The sequence below is a fragment of the Nostoc sp. DedVER02 genome, assembly GCF_034530675.2.
In the GTDB taxonomy this organism is placed as follows: Bacteria; Cyanobacteriota; Cyanobacteriia; order Cyanobacteriales; family Nostocaceae; genus Nostoc.
On record NZ_JAVRCP020000016.1, the window covers coordinates 46,747 to 66,530 of the forward strand.

The window sequence follows — 19,784 nt, forward strand, 5'->3', positions numbered from 1 at the left end:
ATAAAGTTGTGTATACCCTAATAGTTTTAGCTAAACGATGCCTTTATACCTAAAGTTCAGAATTGACTGATAATAGTAGAGTAAACAATGACTTTCGCTATATTTGTTCATAATAATTTGACTTGTAGGTAATCTGTAATTATGCTAAAAAATCTCAACCTGAAACAAAAGTTTACAATCTTGTTACTGATAATTTTGACATTCGGTTTGAGCTTGAGTGGATTTGCTCTTTCTTCTCTGCTGAGGGAGAATGCTAAACAAGATATTAGCTCAACTGGTCTCATGCTCATCCAAACAATGAGTTCAGTTCGTAAATACACCAGTACCCAAGTTAATCCAGAACTAGTCGATAAATTGGCTACTGAGTTTTTGCCGCAAACCGTACCTGGATACTCAGCACGGGAGGTATTTGAGATTTTACGGAAAACAACAGACTACCGTGATTTCTTTTATAAAGAAGCAACTCTCAATCCTACAAATCTGCGGGATAAAGCTGACGGTTTTGAGACAGAAATTGTAGAAAGGTTCAGAAATAAATCAGACCTTAAAGAAGTGAGTGGTTTTCGCTCAATTCCTAGTGGGGATATATTTTATATTGCTCGTCCCTTATCAGTTTCTGAAGAAAGCTGTTTGAAGTGTCATAGTGTACCAGAAGCTGCACCTCAAAGTATGATTACTCTTTATGGCACAGCTAATGGATTTGGCTGGAAACTGAATGAGATTGTTGGCGCTCAGATTGTATCAGTACCAGCGAGTAGTGTGATTAGCAAAGCCAATCAGTCTTCCTTAGTAATTATCCTAATTGTATCAACTATTTTTATAGCAACGATCTTGTTAGTCAATTTGTTCTTGAATCGACAGGTTGTTATACCTCTCAAACGGATGACTCGCATAGCTGAAGAAGTTAGTACAGGACACATGGAAGTTGAATTTGAGCAGATGTCTAATGATGAAATCGGTAATTTAGCTAAAGCGTTTAAACGAATGCAGTTAAGTTTAGAAATGGCAATGAAGAGAATCAAACGTACTCAGGGAGGTAGTATAGGGGACTAAAGTAATTCGTAATGGGCTATGCCCTGCTACCCTAACGTAATTCGTAATTACACTAGCAAAATTGCTAAGGCTACGCTCTAAGCAATGCTATGGCGCAGGCTTTACGTAATTCGTGATTAATTTTTATAACAGAGATTTAGACGCAGCCATTTTTGCGGCGGCATTGACTTGCTATTAACTTAAACTCCTAGAATTAAATTAAACTGTTGGGAGCATCCCAATTTTGCAAGTTTAAGTTTACTCAGATGATAGATTGTCGTTGCAAGTCAAGCGGAGCGGAATGAAGCAATCGCAGTATCTAGATTTTGTAATTGCTTCCCTCCATTTCATGAAGCTTGCAATGATACCTTATTATGCTTATGCATATTCGAGATGCTCTTAAACAATTTAATATTATTTCTAAATTAATGTGATGCCAAATATTTATGATAATAAGCTTTTTTTGAATTCAAAAGCTGCTTGAAAGTCAGGAATTTCTCTCGCCATGAGTTCAACAAATTCGTCAGGTGGAATGTAAGGGTTTTCAGATAATATTTCTTCTATAATCAGATTTGCCATCGGGCCGATGTGGTAAGCTAGCTGTTGCTGACAATGTTTGATAAATCCTGGTTGGAGCGAAGGTTGTTGTTGTTCAATTGGCTCAGTCTGTGGACTAGTAAATAAACCAGGCGAACTAAAATTTGCTTCTACAGGTTGGTTGTATAACTCTGATATTGCCGACATAGCCTGAAACTCAGGATTAAATATTGTGGCAGGCAAATCATCAGGTATTATTGCAGGAGATATCGCCACTTCATTTAGTTCCCCAATCCGTTCTAAATCTCTAATAACTTCCCTAGCTGTTTGGTATCGCTTGTTAGGTCTGTCTGCCAACATATAATCAAGTACCTGAGCGAACTCATCAGTAACATAAGTATAAGAACGCCAGTTCCATTCAAGTGAGTATTGATCCATTAGTAAAGATGGATCTCTTCCTGTGAGTAGTACAATAGCTGTTACACCTAAAGCATAAAGGTCACTAGAGGGCGAGCATAAACCCAAGCTAATCTGTTCGCGGGGAGCATACCCCACCTTACCTACAAGGGACATTTTGCCAACAAACGTTACCTGATGATTAGAACTTTTCGCCTCATTCATGTCAGCAATTTGCTTACCAACACCAAAATCAATTAGTACTGGCATCTCCTTGCCATCAGGTAACATAATGTTGTCAGGAGAAATATCTCGATGGATAATGTTGTGCTGGTGGACATATTCCAAAACAGGTAGCAGATTCCTTAGCCAGTGGATAACTTCGTCTTCAGAAAAATTTCTTCCTTGACGTTGGAGTTCTCCCAATAGCCTAGAATATGTTTTTCCATCAACATACTCTTGTACTAGAAATAACCGACCATCCCCTTCAAAGCAAGCCAAAAACTTAGGAATTTGAGGATGTTGCAATTGATGAAGAATTTTTGCTTCTCTTTTGAATAAGTTGCGATATTGTTCCAGTCCACTTTCCCCTGTGCCAATGGGTGCAAATTCTTTGAGAACACAAGCTTCATTAAAGCGTCGGGTGTCAAATGCCAAGTAAGTTCGCCCCAATCCTCCCTGTCCCAGAAGTTTTTGGATAATATAGCGGTTATCAATTAGAGTTCCAGATGCTATTTCTGGTCTTGTGGTGTGGGACTGTGACATTTCATCGCACTCCTAGCGATTTTATTGTTGATAGATTATCTAGTTTGCTGAAAGCCAGAAACTCTAGCAGATAAAGGCTGATAACATCCTTAAGATTGAGGTTAGCACCACTATCAACACAAGGAAATACACTTTTCTACAATCTTCTGAGGGCGTTGTGTGACCAAATAGACAACTTTTAGCTGAATAGTCCGATCTTACTACCCATACTTACGTATTTTAGCAGTCGGAACAGAACCAGTGTCTGCGGTAATATCTGCAAGTGTTCAGAGCATCACCTTTTGGATTAGCATCTGAACCACTTTTTATCCCTAGCAGCCCAATTGACATTGATTTGGGAAACAGTAAGGATATAGGGTGACTTGATGGTTTTTCAGAGAACTGAGGTTGCCATAGACTTGCCGAAGGTAAATATTATATGTATTTCAAATGGCGAATATGCGATCGCTCTCAAAAATTAATCTTTCTGAGAACCCATATCATTATCAGATAGCTGCTTCGGCATCGGCTATCAAAATTTTTAGTGCAGATAGAAAATTATGCTGTGTATCAGAAAAGACTCGTGAAGCTAGAATTCATCTAGTTCATCAGGATTCACGCCTAACTGACGCAAACGTTCTGTTAATTGTTCTACTTTTCGTTTGGCTTGAGCAGTTTCTTGTTCTGCAATCATAGCTCGTTCATTTGCAGCAGCAGCTTCCTCTGTGGGTGCGGGAATTAATTCTCCTGTCAAAGTGAACCACCTTAACCATAACCTTTCAATATTTCGAAATGAACCTTGCCATAAGCCTAAACTTAAATTTATCTCTGGCATTAGTAGGTATCCATTAGTCAAATTCATAGGTTCATAGTGACCGCCGACTAACTGAAAAGCCCGAAGTTCATTAGTATAGCGACTAAATACAACATAGTAGGGAATCCGCAAAATTCGCTCATAAACTTCCCATTTACTAGGAAGCTTATTTGCTGCACTTTCTCTTCTTGTGCCTAAATCTTCGTCTTCTGTACCTGGAGATAATAACTCAACAACCACAAAGGGATTTGCTGGTTCTTGCCAAGTTACATAACTTAACCGTAAGTCTTGCCCTTTGTATAACTTTCCTACGCCTACTACACCAAACCAATCTGGACGTTTATACCACAAAGGATGCTCTAAATCATAGTAAAGATTGAGGTCAGTAGCACTGTAAACTAATGCTGGATTCCAGTTAATTGGCTGAAAAGTTAAGTATAAAAGTAGGGGCTGTAAAAAGTGAAAATCGTCTGGCAAACCTGGTTCCTCTGGGTTGTCACTTGGTAAATCATACATCGTTGGTAAGGTTTGCCAAGGAGGAAGCGGCGGGTCAGATTGAGGGATATAGTTAGAATATGTAGTCATATATAATGATTAAGCCAGATAGATAATTTTGCATTGCTTAATATGAGGATGGCGACACAAAGCCAGTCGTAAAGCTTCATCTTGAAAGTCTTGGCGTAGTTTATCTTGCTTATCCAGGCGGGATGATTGAGGATTTGTTCTCTGAGGGTTTTGATGACTCGCAATTCACCGCGTTGATTTTTTGCCAGATAAGTTATACCTATGCCACCTTCACCCAATTTTCTCTTGATTATGTAGCGATCGCCAAACAATTCCTGCCCTGGATTCCACACCATTAGTAAAGACCGTAGTTTTACTGATATTTATTTTGGCACACCATAAATATCCGTTTTTGCCAAAGGAGATTTTAGGCAATCAATAAGCAGTATATTCAATCTCAATAAAGCTATTGCGTAGGCGTAGCCCGTCGTAGACATCGCAGTTATTAAACCCTCATCTTGTCTAACAGCTGGTATTCAGCTTACTTAATGATTTGTGAGAAATAAGATCCCCGGCTTGGTTGACAAGTCAGGGATCAGTAGCTTTTAATTTTTCCTAAAACATTTCATCAGATTTCTGGCTCAATGCCCGCCGCCCGCAATTGTGCTGCTAGTCGTTCAGCACGTTGGCGTTCTTGTTCGGCACGTTGGCGTTCCTGTTCGGCTAACTCGGAAGCCCAAGGCAAAAGGTTTCCTTGTTCATCCCACCACCGCAACCACTTTCCTGTGCGGTTTTCACGAGTGCCTTGCCACACCCCAAGGTAAAGATTCATTTCCGTTATCCAGTAGCGTTGATTTTCATCAGGCTCTTGCAAAATGTACTGTTCTGTGTCTTGTAAGCAATACATTTCAATACTGCCGCTATCTGGCTCAAAGATGATGTAGTTTGGCACTTTTAAGATGCGCTCGTAGAAAAACCATTTTCCTGGGGGATATGTCGCTTTGATAGAATACTCTGTCTCCTGTGTATCGGAAATAAATTCCATCACAATTAGCGGAATGTCACCCTCTAATTGAGGTGTGTAACTGCGTGTTACTTTTTCTCTACTAACATTAATTTTGGGAATGAAAGCCCAATCAGGGGCTTTAATGACTATTTTGTTGCTTAGAGTGGCACAAATGCCGTAATTAGTTGTTGTTAGGGCGTTAACTGAAATTTTTCCAGCTAATTGTAGGCTTTCTGTGAGTGCAGCAGCTAAGGCTGGTTGATTGATGTTGTCCACTGGATCATCTGGGAGTTTGTAATCATCGGGTAGTTTTTCCCAAGTGATTTGGTAGTCTTGGGTGAGGGTTGTCATGGTGGGTTGTCCTTTAGGATTAGGCATTGGGCATTGGGCATGGGGCATGGGGCATTGGGCATTGGTTATTAATTCTTCTTCCTCATCTTCCCAGTCCCCAATAGTTACTCATCTTCATCGGGTTCTAAATCGTCGGCTGTCAATTCTTGATGCGGGATGGCGGCGATAATCGCATCTATTACTTTAGAGACTGGTAATATCTCAATATTTAAGTCTGGGAATTTTGTTCCTTTTGGCACGATCGCTCTTTTAAATCCCAACTTAGCAGCTTCTTTTAACCGCAGTTCCATTTGGGAAACCGATCGCACTTGTCCACCTAACCCCACTTCACCGATTAATACTGTACCGGGATCGACGATGCGATCGCGGAAACTGGCAACAATGGCGATCGCAATTCCTAAATCTACCGCAGGTTCTTCCACATTTAACCCACCCGCAGAAGCAACGTAGGAATCCAATTTCGACATAGGAATTCCCACTCGTTTTTCTAGGACGGCAAGAATTTGCACTAAGCGGTTGTAATCTACGCCAGTACCAGCACGACGGGGCGAAGGGTAGCTGGTGGGACTCACCAAAGCTTGCAATTCAACAACTATTGGGCGAGTTCCTTCGCAAGCCACGACAATAGCCGTACCAGGAGCGGGATCGTCACGGTTACCTAAAAATAGTTCTGAGGGATTGGAGACTTCTCGCAATCCATCTGTCACCATTTCAAAAATGCCGATTTCGTGAGTTGCACCGAAGCGGTTTTTTACTGTCCGTAATAACCGATGGGAGGCAAAGCGATCGCCTTCAAAATACAACACCGTATCTACTAAATGTTCTAAAACTTTTGGCCCGGCGATCGCTCCTTCTTTGGTGACATGCCCCACAATCAGCATTGTGATATCTTCGTGCTTTGCCACCTTCATTAATGCTGCTGTACATTCCCGTACCTGAGCTACCGAACCTGGTGCAGAAGTCAGCGCCGGGAAAAACACCGTTTGGATACTATCAATTACCGCTACATTAGGCTTTAGAGAGTCTATTTCCCGTAAAATTTCTTCTAAATCTGTTTCTGGCAGTACATATAAATCTGCACCTATACTGTCAGGGTCTATAGGTAGAGTAGCATCTACTACTACCGTTACCTCTTCCTCATTAACCAGACTTAGGGGTTTTGATACTCCTAAACGAGAAGCTCGTAATTTTACTTGCTGTCCCGATTCTTCACCAGTTACGTAAAGAATGCGATATTTCTGTGCTAGTTGATTTGATACTTGCAGTAGTAAAGTTGATTTCCCAATACCTGGATCGCCACCAATCAGCACCATAGAGCCAGGAACAACCCCACCTCCAAGCACCCGATCTAATTCTCCATAACCAGATTCCCAACGGGCGATTTGGCGATCAGTAATTTGGTTAAATGTTAGGGAGGCTCGTGCTTTAGCCGGTTTAGCATGAGATTTGCCATTGCTTTGAGTTGATTGCCAACCACTCACTCCTCCACGACTGGGTACATCTACTGAAGATTGAATAGAAATTTGTTCTTCTAGAGAGTTGTAAGTGCCGCAAGCTGGACATTTACCAAACCACTGGGGCGATTCTGATCCACATTCATTACAAACAAAAAAGGTTTTTGGCTTTGCCATTCTTAAATCTTATTAAATAATCTTAATATTTACTTAATTCTTGAAAAAACTAAAATCCAATAATAGTAGTATTTAGAGCTTTTTCCAAATGAATTCATGGAATGATATCTTAATATTATGGTATTAAAAATTAATCATGTAAATTTTTAGTTAAGGAGCGTTGAGAAACTTGGAAAGCCATAAAGAAAAAATCTTGGTGGTAGACGACGAAGCCAGCATTCGCCGGATTTTGGAAACGCGCCTTTCAATGATTGGCTACGATGTAGTGACTGCTGGCGATGGGGAAGAAGCTTTGGAAACTTTTCGCAAAACTGATCCTGACCTGGTAGTTTTAGATGTAATGATGCCAAAGCTAGATGGCTATGGTGTATGTCAAGAATTACGAAAAGAATCAGATGTCCCCATTATTATGCTAACAGCCTTGGGTGATGTAGCCGATCGCATCACTGGATTAGAATTAGGTGCTGATGACTATGTAGTTAAACCATTTTCTCCCAAGGAGTTAGAAGCTCGGATTCGCTCGGTACTGCGGCGCGTAGACAAAAATAGTGCTTCTGGCATTCCTAGTTCTGGGGTGATCCATGTCGCTAACATCAGGATTGATACAAATAAACGACAAGTCTACAAAGGCGATGAGCGAATTCGATTGACGGGTATGGAGTTCAGCTTATTAGAGTTGTTAGTGAGTCGTTCTGGAGAAGCTTTTTCTCGTTCAGAAATTTTGCAGGAAGTTTGGGGTTATACACCAGAACGTCATGTAGATACCCGTGTAGTAGATGTGCATATATCACGTTTGCGAGCAAAGTTAGAAGACGATCCTAGCAACCCAGAATTGATTCTCACAGCGCGGGGAACTGGTTATCTTTTCCAGCGAATCATTGAACCAGGGGAGGAGTAAGGAGATGAGAGGGCAAGGGGAGCAGGGGGGCAGGGGGGCAGGGGAGCAGGGAGCAGGGGGACAAGGGGACAAGGGGACAAGGAGAATACCCCATTCCCAATTCCCAATTCCCAATTCCCAATTCCCAATTCCCAATTCCCAATTCCCAATTCCCAATAACAAATGACTGATCCTAATCGAGTTTTGCGGCGTCTACCCATTGTCGTGGGTGGGCTAGGCGCTTTACTTTTGCTGATTAACCGTTTGTTAACACCAGAATTAACCCAGTCACAATCGCGTGGTGATGTGGTGGGCGTGATTTTGAGTGCGGTATTAATTTTAACGGGTTTAATTTGGCAGCAAGTTCAACCGCGATCGCCTGATATTGTAGAACTAATTGGAGAAGAAGGTTTTGTACTAGCAGCAGATTTACCCGAAGCCGTGAAAACAGAGCTAGCCTGGGCATCTCACTTATTGTTGACTAATACAGTAACGCGATCGCTAGTGGTTTATTATCAAGGCAAAGTTTTGTTGCGTCGCGGGATTCTGGGTACTAAATCTGAAGTTGTACCAGGAGTAATCTTAAAACAGGTACTCGAAAAACAAAAACCGATTTATCTAGTAGCTCTAAAAATATATCCAGGTAGGCTTGAATTTGATTATTTGCCAGAGAATACTCAAGGTGTAATTTGTCAACCTATTGGCAACCAAGGAGTATTAATTTTGGGAGCGAATGCTCCTCGGAGTTATACCAAACAAGATGAAAATTGGATTGCAGGAATTGCTGATAAATTAGCCGTTAGTCTTAACTCTACTTTATCCAATCAAGCAACGTAAAAATTTAGCTTTATCATCTGTGACAATAACTCGTAATTTGTAATTATTATCTAAATTTGACTTACTTGTACTATGGTTAATTACGAATTACGAATTATTAAGTCACCAAGAAGTTAAAAAATTCCACCCTTCCTTTTCTTCTGGTGTTTTCTCTTCTTTTTCTTCTAGTTCCTCTGCTTTTTCTAGTGTATTTAGATTTTTCTGCTGAATTAAATTATCATAAGCTCCAGAATCAACCCATTTTAATAATTCGCCAGCCCGCATAACTACCCAAGAAAGTCCAGGCTCCGTATAGCTTAATATTTTAGTGACTTTATCCACACTATCAAAGTTATTGGCTGCAAACTCACGAGCTTGCACAAGGAAATCTTCAATTACAGCTGTAGTCAAATACTCATCTGGCAAACCTGCGAGTTTCATCAGTGTAGTAGTTGCTACATCAATATTCTGACAAGCTAATAAAGCAGCCCGATCAGCAGTAAGCCTAGCCATCATTCGCCAATTATATAAACCCAATTCCATCCCACCAGCTAGCAAGCCACCTACACCCAACGTAGTACTGCTTAATAAATTTTTTAAAGTTGGCATCACTATTGCCATTTGGTGATAAACCATGTGCTGACTCTTGATGCGAGCAATTTCGTGTCCAAAAACGTAAAGCAACTCATCCCTGCCAAGCCACTCCATTGCATCTAAATTGATCCCGACAAGAGGTTTTTCTACCCCAACAATGTAGGATTGAATGTGGCCTGTACCTCGAAACAGATACAGTTCAGGAAGTGGGGCAACATCAAGAATTTGGCAGGTTTCTACAAATGCTTCATGTAATTGGGGAAAATTTCGGGGCGAGATTCTGATTTCACTACCAAGGCTTTGCAGCCTGAGTAAGCGATCGATGCCGAATTCGTTAATTTTCTTGAGTAGTAGAGAAACACCAGGCATATTTTGCAAAGAAGCCAAGGCTTTGCGATCAAAAGGGTGTTCGTAGGCTGCTGAACTCAATCCAGTTAAAATTTTTCTCGTCATAAGTTTTGAGTTTTATCTTGGAGTATTTGGGAAGTTCAGTTAGCTATTTTGGCGTAAGCCTCCCCACGATCTTACCCAGATAGAATATACAGTAGAGGCAATACTACTCGGGTAAAGCATTTTTAACTCGGAATTTGATTTGGGGAAAAGGTTAAAGGGTAAAGGTTAAAGGTTTTTTCTTTCCCTTTTCCCCCGCCCCTTATCCCTAGAGGGGGCCCCACCTTCCCCTTTTCCCTTTAACCGACAAGTGTTGACAGTAGAGGTGTATATCTGTGCGCCTCAGAAATTTGTAAATCTACAGTTTTATCAATGCAAATTATCTATTGGCTATTAATTGCCGTAATGGTTGTGGGTGTTATCGGCGCAGTAGTTCCAGCCATTCCTGGTAGCAGCTTAATTTTAATTGCAATTATCGTCTGGGGAATCGTTAGTAGTTCCTTCGCGGCTATTAAAATTCCCCTAATTGTGACAATTATTGTTTTACTCCTTAGTGTCGGAGTAGATTTTTTAGCCAGCTATGTAGGAGCAAAACAAGCTGGAGCTAGCAAGTGGGGGCAGATTGGCGCAATTGTCGGTTTGGTGGTGGGATTTTTGGGACTATTACCAACTTTGCCTTTTGGGGGGCCACTGTTAGGAATTTTACTAGGGCCGCTTTTGGGAGCAATTATTGGTGAGTATCTTTACCGACGTGAATTAGGTTTGGCGGTTAAGGCAGGTATAGGAATTGTAGTCGGATCTTTGGTAGGAAATTTGATTCAAGGGTTATTAGCGATCGCCGCAGTGGTAGTTTTTGTTGTGACAACTTGGCCGCAAGTATTTGGCTCTTAAGATTTTCAGGCAAGAGCGAAAGATTAATTACCTCTTGCCTTCAGTATACGTAATGCTTTCAAAATAAAATCGGATTCCTATACATAAGTAAGGATGCGATCTGTACATTCCTGTCAATATGAGGGTAAAACCTGCAAAAAAGCAGGATTTACCCTCATATCGAGCCTCTATACAACCCTATGGAGTGAAAAATATACGAAGACCAGTTATACAAGTAATTAAAATTTTATGAAGATGACACATTAATTAAAGATGTGATGAGGACAACTAAGTAAAGCTTGCGTACCTCGAATCTATGTGATTTTATGGAGATAAGAAATACATCACGCAAGTTTCGCTTTCACTGACAGTATTTTCCCTAAATTACTGAGATCAAAAGTAAAGCAATTGCCTGATTTAAGGTTATTACTAGGAGCCTCAAAGAACAATGATTAGTTTTAAATCTAAATTACTAAATGCAACTTTAGCTGTTACTGCTGCAATTCCCTTAGCTGCTGCTGGGTTGTTCACCTCTGCTGGATCTGCTCAAGCCTACACTGGTGGCTTTAACTATAGTCCTTTTTTAAATGGTAGTAGTGGCCCAACTGAAGCCACTCTTAGCCAAACCTCTGTAAGCTTTAGTCCCGATCCAGGAGCAATCTTACTTACACAGAGGACAGGGGATTTTGCATCTGATTTTACAGGTTTTATCAAAAGCTTCCAAACAAGCCCATTCGTTTCACCTTCCCAGTTTATTGATGTTGGTGCTTTGGACGGAAGTAAACTACTTAGTTTGACCAGTCTAAACCCAGCAATTTTTACCACACAAAATGGAGGAACAGACATAAACTTGTCTTTCCTGGGACTCTTTGAAGATGGAACTAAAGCAGAAGGATATATTACGTTTGCTACTCAAAATAAGAGTGCAGAAGCAGATTATAAGAGTGGTAAAACAATTAATGCAAGTTTCACAGGTCTTGCAGTAACTTCAGTTCCTGAACCTGCTGCATTACTAGGCTTAGGTGCTGTAGGTGCAGTAATGGCTATGTCTCGCCGTCGCAAAAGTTTCGCTCAATAGACCATAAAAAAGTTACTTTTAGTTTCTAAAAGTAACTCTAATTTATCAATTCGATCTAGCTGGAATCCACAATTTTCCTAAACAGGTCGAATTTTTTTATCCTGTCAGATACATCTATAGGCAATTCATAAATTGCCCTTACCTGAAAATAAGGCAGCTATTATTTGCGTAAATCCTGATTTATTAAAGGATGACTTTTCTTAACTTCAGATAGACTTAAACTGATTGCAAAGAAGTTTTGGCTTCATTAGCGATCGCTTCGACTTCATCATTCGCCAAAGTTTCTAATATAGATTTGGCTTCTGCACCACCCAAAAGAGTCAGTGCTTGTACAACTCTGTAACGCATTTGCCAATCTGGATTATTAGCATAAGGTGCTAAGAGGGGAACTGCTTCTAAATTTCCCAATTCCCCCAAAGAACTAATAGCAGCAGTTTGCACTAATTCAGTTTCTGATGAGAGTGCTTCTTTGAGCAATTCAAAGGCTCGTGGATCGCCTAATGCTCCTAATGTGGCAATGATACTAAATTGTATTAGCCATTCATCAGTCTTGTGGTAAACCTCTTGTAAGTCTTCAAAAGCATCATGTAATTGAAGTGCGCCTATACAGTCTGCTGCTGCTGCTTGGACATCTACTTCAGAGTCATGAAGCAAGCGATCGCGCAAGATATCCAAAGATAATTGTAAATCTTGTGTTCCGAGTGTATCCATTTGACTCACCGCCGAGTAACGGACACGGGAATTGCGATCGCTAATGGCAGTTTGAATCAATTCAAAGCCAACCGCAGGTTCCAGTTGGCGGATTTGATTGACTGCACGTAAGCGATCGCCTAAATCCTCAGAACTGAGTAATTGCTTAACAGACTCCGAAGTAACACTCATTTAGTTATCCTTGATTTTCAAAGGTGTAAAAAAGACAGACGCGATGAATCGCGTCTCTACTTTTCATTTTTGTACAGATGCGATTCATCGCGTCTCTATTTTTGACTAATCTTGACTTGCTGCCATTGCCCGAATAATATCACCACGAGTAAGGATACCAATTACTTGATCTGTGCCATCAAGTACTGGCAAGCGGTGAACACTGCGATCGTGCATGATTGTAGCGGCTTCTTTTAAAGTTTTATCAGGGGAAATTGCGATCGGGTTTTTACTCATCACCTCCCCAACGGTTTGTCCTAGTGCTTTATGCAAATCACGGTCATACGTTGCAGGATTTTTTAAATAGATAACACTATCAAGAAACATAATATACGCAGGTGGAGTTACACCAGTTTCTTGCCACATCAAATCGGTTTCTGAGATAATGCCCACCAACTTCCCCACATCATCCACAACAGGTAGTCCACTGATGTGGCGTTCTGCGAGAATTTGGATAGCTTCCTTTAGTGGAGTTTCCGCACGAACAACAATCGGATCGCGGCTCATCACATCGGCAACGGTTTTAGGCATTGATATTGCTGACACCTTTAATCAAAGTCTCTGCGCCTATTGTAGAAAATTGCGGGACTCAACCTGATGCAATTAATAGATTGTTACGGTATTGGGAATTGGGAATTGAGAATAGTTATTCTCCTTGTGCCCCTGCTCCCCTGCTCCTCTGCTCCCCTGCCCCCTGCTCCCTGCTCCCTGCTCCCTGCTCCATTCTCAATTCCCTTTTAAAGCAGCAATAATTTGAGTATTTGCTTTCGGAAAGGTAAACTGCTCTAGTTCTTCCAAAGTTACCCAGCGAATTTCATCGGATTCCAAAGGTTGGGGAACACCTGTAACATGACAGCAATGATGTACTGTGAGAGTGACGCGCAAATTTGTATAGGTGTGGTCAATAGTAATCAGATGCTCTCCTACTTCAATTACTATTCCCAGTTCTTCCAAAATTTCCCGTTGAATACACTCTTGGATAGTTTCACCAGGCTCAATTTTACCCCCAGGAAATTCCCATAAACCACCCATTGCTCCTTCTGGACGACGGCGATCGATTAAAATTTGCTTTTGGTCATTCCAAATTACTCCAACACCGATGATTTTATGGGGCAGGAAAGAACTGGTTTCACTCATAATTGATTGATAAGAGGGGGAAAATGATTAATAACAAAACTCGGCAGATTAGTTTTAACTCTGCCGAGTTTTGATTTGTTAAATTTCAACCTTAATGCGTCACTGTTTTGGATATTTTAAAAAATTTTAGCTCATATAGGTTTAGGAATTGAGGGCAAAGATTTCGCAGAGGATTATTTTTAATTCCTATCGCTTTGACTGTAACTATCTATCAGTGCAATAGAATTTAACAAATTCTATTTTCTACTCAACTTCGCTGTTGTTAATTTCAGTTCCTTGGAGGGCAAGTTCAAAATTCATTCTTTGTTCAGCATTACGCAAGAAATAACCACTAATCATCGCAGAAGCCAAAAGCCGACCTAGACTTTCCCGACTGGTGCTTACAGTAATACCGAAGTGTTCTGAGGGTAGATTACCCAATAGTCCTGTAATATTCCGTTCCATCACCTGAAAAACTTCGGCAGATGTAGGTTTAGATAGCTGGGTAACTGTCTCTGGACTCAAGGATTTAACGTACTGCCATAGTAAATCGCTAGTTTCTGATTCGCTATTGAAAAATTCTGAGACACGATTGGATGGGTTACTCATTTTTTAGCTCCTTAACTTACCACTACTGGCTATGGTGCTTGTGATTTAAATACTAAATGCCTGTTTTGGATTTGACTTAGCTAGCTGTTTCTCTTCCTGTCAACTAATGTAACAGCCTCACTTTCTAGTAGAAGTAGGTGTAACCGTACCAAAGCCGGCGTATTTTCTCACCCTAACAAATAAAGTAAGGAGTGAGAAGTTAATAAAAAACTCCTCACTCCTAATTCTTGTACAGACGCGATTAATCGCGTCTCCTAATTCCTGTACAGACGCAATTAATCGCGTCTCCTAACTTGCCAAATATTCACCCATGTTAGCTTTAGACTTGCGAAGTTTGGTTAAAGCTTCCCGCTCAATTTGCCGGACTCGTTCGCGGCTAATATTCAGGATTTCACCAATTCTAGCTAGAGTCAGCGCCTGCCCATCAGTTAAACCAAAACGCAGCGTGATTACTTCCTTCTGTTGTGGTGTAAGATCGCCCATCAGCCGATCTAAGTCATAAGACAAGGAAGATTGCATAACAAACTCTTCAGGGGATGCTCCTGGATCTTCCAGCATTTCCCCTAGTTCGGTGTCGTAGTTATCACCAAGCCGCAAATCTAAGGAAAGAGGTAAACGCGCCTTTTCTAGATATTCTCGTACTTGTTTGGGGGTTAATTCTAATTCTTGAGCTAGTTCACCAGCTGTCGGAGCGCGGCCCAATTTTTGCGACAATTGGCGCTGTGCCTTTTTAATCTTATTTAATTTTTCAGTAATATGGATGGGCAGCCGAATGGTGCGGGCTTTTTCGGCTATAGCACGAGTGATAGCTTGCCGAATCCACCAATAGGCATAAGTAGAAAATCTATACCCTTTGGTAGGGTCAAACTTTTCTACGCCGCGTTGCATCCCAATACTACCTTCTTGGATCAAGTCCAGTAAATCGACGTTGCGCTTGATGTACTTTTTGGCAACGGAGACTACTAGGCGCAAGTTGGCTTCTACCATCTTACGCTTGGCAATCTCACCATCAGCGATCGCTTCGTTCAATTCTGTTGGTTCTAACTCTGTCGCTTTGGCCCACTCTTCTAAAGTCGGTTGACGACCTAACTGGGTGGCAAGAGATTCTCTTGATTCGTGCAAAGTACAAGAACGTTGCACCTGTTTACCATAGAAAATCTCTTCCTCGTGTGTTAAGAGTGGCACACGGCCAATCTCACGCAGGTAAGTCCGCACGAGGTCTGTGGCTGTCTGAGCGGTCTTCATGGCGCTACTCTTTGGTAATGATGGGTTTGGCGGTAGGGTCATTAAAGGATAGATGCTTTAGTTAGGGTGCTACCCAGTCAGACTGGGAACCTATGCTATGGTTTGCAACTTACGCGCCCGAGAAACTCGGCTGCTCATAATAATCAAATTTAGGCTTCTTAACTGCTAAAAATTACAGTTATTTCCTACTTTTCACAAGTATCTACAGTTAGATAAAAGGTAGCTTCTTAAACATTTTTTTATTGGAGTCTTATTAACAATTGTAACATTTATGAGAATGATTTGGCTATATGGCGACATTAAATTTCCTGGTTGTTCCAGTTCATACAATCTCGCCCTCTATCTAAAGGCTTACTAGAAGGCAATTTAATAAATTATCTAACTAACATAAGCTTCCTCATATTTGCTAAGGTATATCTAATGAGAACTATAGTCATTCACTCATAACAATTACTTAATTTTCTTGGGATTGGGGATTGGGAATTGGGGATTGGGAATTGGGACGTGAGTATTATTTGTTACTTCCTTTACTCCCCTGCCCCCTGCTCCCCTGCTCCCCTGCCCCCTACTCCTTCGTAATCGGGCAGTACTCTTGAATGGTTTTTACGTCCAAAGTGGTATTTTGTAAAGAACGGATGGCGGCGACGGTAGCTTTTGCGCCGGCAATGGTAGTAATGATGGGGATTTTATAAGCTAAAGCTGTGCGACGGATTAACCTAGCATCAGTGTGGGCTTCTTCCCCCGAAGGTGTGTTGATAATAAGTTGGATTTTTTGATTTTTGATTCCATCTAAGACGTGGGGACGGCCTTCATGGAGTTTTAAGACTAATTCAATATTTAACCCCTGTTCAAGAAGAACTTTCCGTGTACCAAGGGTAGCCATCACTGTAAAGCCCAAATCGATAAATTCCTTCACCACAGCACCGGCGGCGGCTTTATCGCGATCGCTCATTGATACAAATACAGTTCCAGTCAGTGGTAAACGCTCCCCAGCACCAAGTTCCGCTTTGGCAAAGGCTCGGCCAAAGTCGGTATCAATCCCCATCACCTCACCAGTGGATCGCATTTCTGGGCCCAATATTGTATCAGTTCCTGGGAATTTATTAAAGGGTAATACTGCTTCTTTTACAGCAATATGTGTAGGAATGACTTCCTCGGTAAAATGTAGCTCCTCTAGGGTTTTACCCGACATAATTAAGGATGCTAATTTCGCTAACTGTACGCCTGTTGCTTTAGAGACAAAGGGCACTGTGCGGGAAGCGCGAGGGTTTGCTTCCAAAATGTAAACTTGCGGAGAATAAGTACTTGCACCCACAACCGCAAATTGAATATTCATCAATCCCACAACTGAAAGCGCTTGTGCTAACTGCACCGTCCAAGTGCGAATTTGATTGAGAACCGCTGGTGATAGGGAAATGGAAGGTAAGGAACAAGCAGAATCTCCTGAGTGAATTCCAGCCTGTTCTATGTGTTCCATGATGCCACCAATCACTACTCGTCCAGTACGATCGGCGATCGCATCTACATCAACTTCAATGGCGTTTTCTAAAAACTTATCAATCAAAATTGGATGTTCTGGTTCTATGAGTACTGCAAAGCTCATGTAGCGTTCCAACTCAGCATCGGAATAGACGATTTCCATCGCTCGTCCCCCTAACACATAACTAGGACGTACCACCACTGGGTAGCCAATGCGTTTGGCGACAATCAGCGCGTCTTCATAACTCCGCGCGATACCATTAGGCGGCTGGGAGATATTCAACTCTTGGAGAATCTTTTCAAATCGCTCCCGGTTTTCTGCCATGTCGATAGAATCTGGCGATGTACCCCAAATTTTAGTGAGCAGTTCTGATTTGTCATTGTTAAGAAACTCTTGTAATGGGATAGCCAACTTTAGCGGAGTTTGTCCCCCAAACTGGACAATTACCCCCACTGGATTTTCAGCTTCGATGATGTTAAGGACATCTTCTTTGGTTAACGGCTCAAAGTAGAGGCGATCGCTGGTATCGTAGTCTGTCGAAACCGTCTCTGGGTTAGAGTTGACCATAATAGTCTCATACCCTGCATCCTTTAGGGCATAAGCCGCGTGACAACAACAATAATCAAACTCAATTCCCTGCCCAATGCGGTTGGGGCCACCACCCAAAATCAACACTTTGGGTTTGGTTGCGGGCATTACCTCTGTTTCTTCTTCGTAGCTAGAGTAATAGTAGGGGGTAAAAGCTTCAAACTCAGCCGCGCAAGTATCTACTGTTTTATAAACTGGGATGATTCCTAATGATTTGCGGTAAGCGCGAACTTCATCTTCGGTGGTTTTGGTGGCATAAGCAATTTGGCGATCGCTATATCCATCCCGCTTCACTTCATAAAGTTGCTCTTTTGTCAATTGTTGCAAAGGTGTCCGCTTCAGGAATTTCTCGACATCTAGCAATTGCTGAAATTTATCTAGGAACCACGGGTCAATACCAGTCAGTTCGTAGATTTCCTCAGCACTAATCCCTAGTTGTAAGGCATGGCGCACAGAGAAAATGCGATCGGGATTAGGTGTCCGCAGTTGGGCGCGGATTTGTTCGCCACTGGGTAATTTCTCAGCTTGATCGCAACCCCAACCACCACGTCCTGTTTCGAGCGATCGCAGTGCCTTTTGAAAGGATTCATTAAAAGTCCGCCCAATTGCCATCGCTTCGCCGACAGATTTCATTTGGGTTGTCAGCACTGGGTCGGAACCAGGGAACTTTTCAAAGGCGAAGCGGGGAATTTTTGTCACCACATAGTCAATAGTCGGCTCAAAGGATGCGGGAGTTTTCTTGGTGATGTCATTTTTAATTTCATCCAAGGTGTACCCTACAGCCAGCTTTGCGGCCATTTTAGCGATGGGAAAACCTGTGGCTTTGGAAGATAAAGCCGAACTACGGGAAACGCGGGGGTTCATCTCAATTACCACCACATCCCCATTAAGCGGATTGACAGCAAATTGAATATTAGAACCGCCAGTTTCCACACCTATCTCGCGGATGATTTTAATTGCCATATCCCGCAGCCTTTGATATTCTTTATCAGTGAGGGTTTGCGCGGGAGCAACGGTAATCGAGTCTCCGGTGTGGATGCCCATCGGGTCAAGGTTTTCGATGGAACAGATAATCACCACGTTATCTGCCAAGTCACGCATAACTTCGAGTTCATATTCTTTCCAGCCTAGTAAAGACTGGTCAATGAGAATTTGCGAAACAGGGCTGGCATCTATACCTACCTGTGCCATTTCTTCAAATTCTTCTTGGTTGTAAGCAATACCGCCACCACTTCCTCCCATTGTGAAAGCTGGACGAATAATTAGGGGATAAGTACCAATTTGACGAGCAACAGCTTTGGCTTCTTCCAAAGATTCGGCTGTACCACTGGGACACACGGCTACCCCAATCCTTGCCATTGCTTGACCAAAAAGTTTTCGATCTTCGGCTTTTTCGATCGCTGGTAGTTTAGCGCCGATTAACTCAACGCCGTACTTTTCCAACACGCCATTTTTGGCTAAAGCAACGGCGATGTTGAGGGCGGTTTGCCCTCCCATTGTTGGTAGTAAAGCATCAGGGCGTTCTTTCTCAATGACTTTTTCGACCAATTCGGGAGTTAACGGCTCAATGTAAGTGCGATCGGCCGTTTCTGGGTCAGTCATAATCGTTGCAGGATTGGAGTTGACCAAAACCACTTCATAGCCTTCTTCTCGGAGCGCTTTGCAGGCTTGAGTGCCAGAGTAGTCAAACTCAGAGGCTTGTCCGATCACAATTGGGCCAGAGCCTAACAGTAGAATCTTCCGGAGGTCATCACGGCGGGGCATAGTCGTTGCCTTGGAGTATGAGAATACAAATCCTGATTATTTTAAGGGTCTTTACACCCTCTCGTGCTTTTTATTATTAAGTTTTCTAGGTTTGATGACAGAGAGGGGACTGGGAATTGGGAATTGGGAATAGTTATTCTCCTTGTGCCCCTGCTCCCCTGCTCCCTACCCCCTGCCCCTTTGCCTCTTGTGCCCAATAATTATTTTGTATTTTTAATTTTATTTAATTGTGATAGTTGAATTTTTAAAGATTTTGCAAATCTTTGTTATTTAAGCTGATGATATTTTTCATTAACTGGTGATTTATTGTGGTATATATCTATTTACTTATTCAACACAAATAGATTACTCAGATAAAAATCTGTCTTAACTAGTTAATTGCCAAATATTTTCAATATTAAATATTATATAAATATGTTTA

16 protein-coding genes and 1 pseudogene are annotated in these 19,784 nt (G+C 41.7%); 5 read left to right on the forward strand and 12 right to left on the reverse strand.

Going from position 1 to position 19,784, the window contains the following annotated elements; all coding sequences use genetic code 11:
• Positions 1–141: 141 nt before the first annotated feature.
• Positions 142–1,053 carry a DUF3365 domain-containing protein gene (locus RMZ41_RS17440; protein WP_322643737.1) on the forward strand — a complete coding sequence of 304 codons (912 nt, stop codon included), beginning with the start codon at positions 142–144 and terminating at the stop codon, positions 1,051–1,053.
• Between the two features lie 423 nt (positions 1,054–1,476).
• Here the strand turns inward: RMZ41_RS17440 and RMZ41_RS17445 are convergent, their stop codons facing one another.
• The 5 genes and pseudogenes from RMZ41_RS17445 to radA form a co-directional block, all read right to left on the reverse strand.
• On the reverse strand, positions 1,477–2,730 hold the full coding sequence (locus tag RMZ41_RS17445) for a serine/threonine-protein kinase (protein WP_322643738.1): 1,254 nt from the start codon (positions 2,728–2,730) through the stop codon (positions 1,477–1,479).
• Between the two features lie 568 nt (positions 2,731–3,298).
• A complete protein-coding gene (locus RMZ41_RS17450) occupies positions 3,299–4,108 on the reverse strand; it encodes a Uma2 family endonuclease (protein WP_322643739.1) in 810 nt (269 codons plus the stop codon).
• Between the two features lie 18 nt (positions 4,109–4,126).
• A pseudogene (locus RMZ41_RS17455) lies at positions 4,127–4,383 on the reverse strand (hypothetical protein); the annotation flags it as partial.
• A gap of 272 nt (positions 4,384–4,655) precedes the next feature.
• A complete protein-coding gene (locus tag RMZ41_RS17460) occupies positions 4,656–5,384 on the reverse strand; it encodes a Uma2 family endonuclease (RefSeq protein WP_322643837.1) in 729 nt (242 codons plus the stop codon).
• A 104-nt stretch (positions 5,385–5,488) separates the two neighbouring features.
• On the reverse strand, positions 5,489–7,015 hold the full coding sequence (gene radA, locus RMZ41_RS17465) for a DNA repair protein RadA (protein WP_322643740.1): 1,527 nt from the start codon (positions 7,013–7,015) through the stop codon (positions 5,489–5,491).
• 169 nt (positions 7,016–7,184) lie between these two features.
• Here radA and rpaB point away from each other — a divergent pair, with 169 nt between their 5' ends.
• Together rpaB and RMZ41_RS17475 are read left to right on the forward strand one after the other, a co-directional pair.
• A complete protein-coding gene (rpaB, locus tag RMZ41_RS17470) occupies positions 7,185–7,913 on the forward strand; it encodes a response regulator transcription factor RpaB (RefSeq protein WP_322643741.1) in 729 nt (242 codons plus the stop codon).
• 162 nt (positions 7,914–8,075) lie between these two features.
• A complete protein-coding gene (locus RMZ41_RS17475; protein WP_322643742.1) occupies positions 8,076–8,729 on the forward strand; it encodes a cofactor assembly of complex C subunit B in 654 nt (217 codons plus the stop codon).
• Positions 8,730–8,831: 102 nt separating this feature from the next.
• On the opposite strand, the gene RMZ41_RS17480 is transcribed toward RMZ41_RS17475, so the two are convergent.
• The gene (locus RMZ41_RS17480; protein ID WP_322643743.1) at positions 8,832–9,755 is read right to left on the reverse strand and encodes a M48 family metallopeptidase; all 924 of its coding nucleotides are present in this window, start codon (positions 9,753–9,755) and stop codon (positions 8,832–8,834) included.
• A gap of 309 nt (positions 9,756–10,064) precedes the next feature.
• Here RMZ41_RS17480 and RMZ41_RS17485 point away from each other — a divergent pair, with 309 nt between their 5' ends.
• Together RMZ41_RS17485 and RMZ41_RS17490 are read left to right on the forward strand one after the other, a co-directional pair.
• Positions 10,065–10,583, forward strand: coding sequence for a DUF456 domain-containing protein (locus RMZ41_RS17485; protein ID WP_322643744.1), 519 nt, complete (start codon positions 10,065–10,067; stop codon positions 10,581–10,583).
• A gap of 427 nt (positions 10,584–11,010) precedes the next feature.
• Entirely contained in the window at positions 11,011–11,640 is a 630-nt protein-coding gene (locus RMZ41_RS17490) for a PEP-CTERM sorting domain-containing protein (RefSeq protein WP_322643745.1), read from the forward strand.
• A gap of 216 nt (positions 11,641–11,856) precedes the next feature.
• Here the strand turns inward: RMZ41_RS17490 and nblB are convergent, their stop codons facing one another.
• From nblB to carB, 6 genes are all read right to left on the reverse strand, one after another.
• On the reverse strand, positions 11,857–12,522 hold the full coding sequence (gene nblB, locus RMZ41_RS17495; RefSeq protein WP_322643746.1) for a phycobilisome degradation protein NblB: 666 nt from the start codon (positions 12,520–12,522) through the stop codon (positions 11,857–11,859).
• Positions 12,523–12,627: 105 nt separating this feature from the next.
• Entirely contained in the window at positions 12,628–13,092 is a 465-nt protein-coding gene (locus RMZ41_RS17500) for a CBS domain-containing protein (protein ID WP_322643747.1), read from the reverse strand.
• A gap of 195 nt (positions 13,093–13,287) precedes the next feature.
• Positions 13,288–13,698, reverse strand: a complete 411-nt coding sequence (mutT, locus tag RMZ41_RS17505; protein ID WP_322643748.1) for an 8-oxo-dGTP diphosphatase MutT — start codon at positions 13,696–13,698, stop codon at positions 13,288–13,290.
• Between the two features lie 243 nt (positions 13,699–13,941).
• A complete protein-coding gene (locus RMZ41_RS17510; RefSeq protein ID WP_322643749.1) occupies positions 13,942–14,286 on the reverse strand; it encodes a DUF760 domain-containing protein in 345 nt (114 codons plus the stop codon).
• Positions 14,287–14,574: 288 nt separating this feature from the next.
• The gene (locus RMZ41_RS17515; protein WP_322643750.1) at positions 14,575–15,531 is read right to left on the reverse strand and encodes an RNA polymerase sigma factor, RpoD/SigA family; all 957 of its coding nucleotides are present in this window, start codon (positions 15,529–15,531) and stop codon (positions 14,575–14,577) included.
• A gap of 565 nt (positions 15,532–16,096) precedes the next feature.
• Positions 16,097–19,363 (reverse strand): carbamoyl-phosphate synthase large subunit, encoded by a 3,267-nt coding sequence (gene carB / locus RMZ41_RS17520; protein WP_322643751.1) that lies wholly within the window; start codon positions 19,361–19,363, stop codon positions 16,097–16,099.
• Positions 19,364–19,784 lie beyond the last annotated feature (421 nt).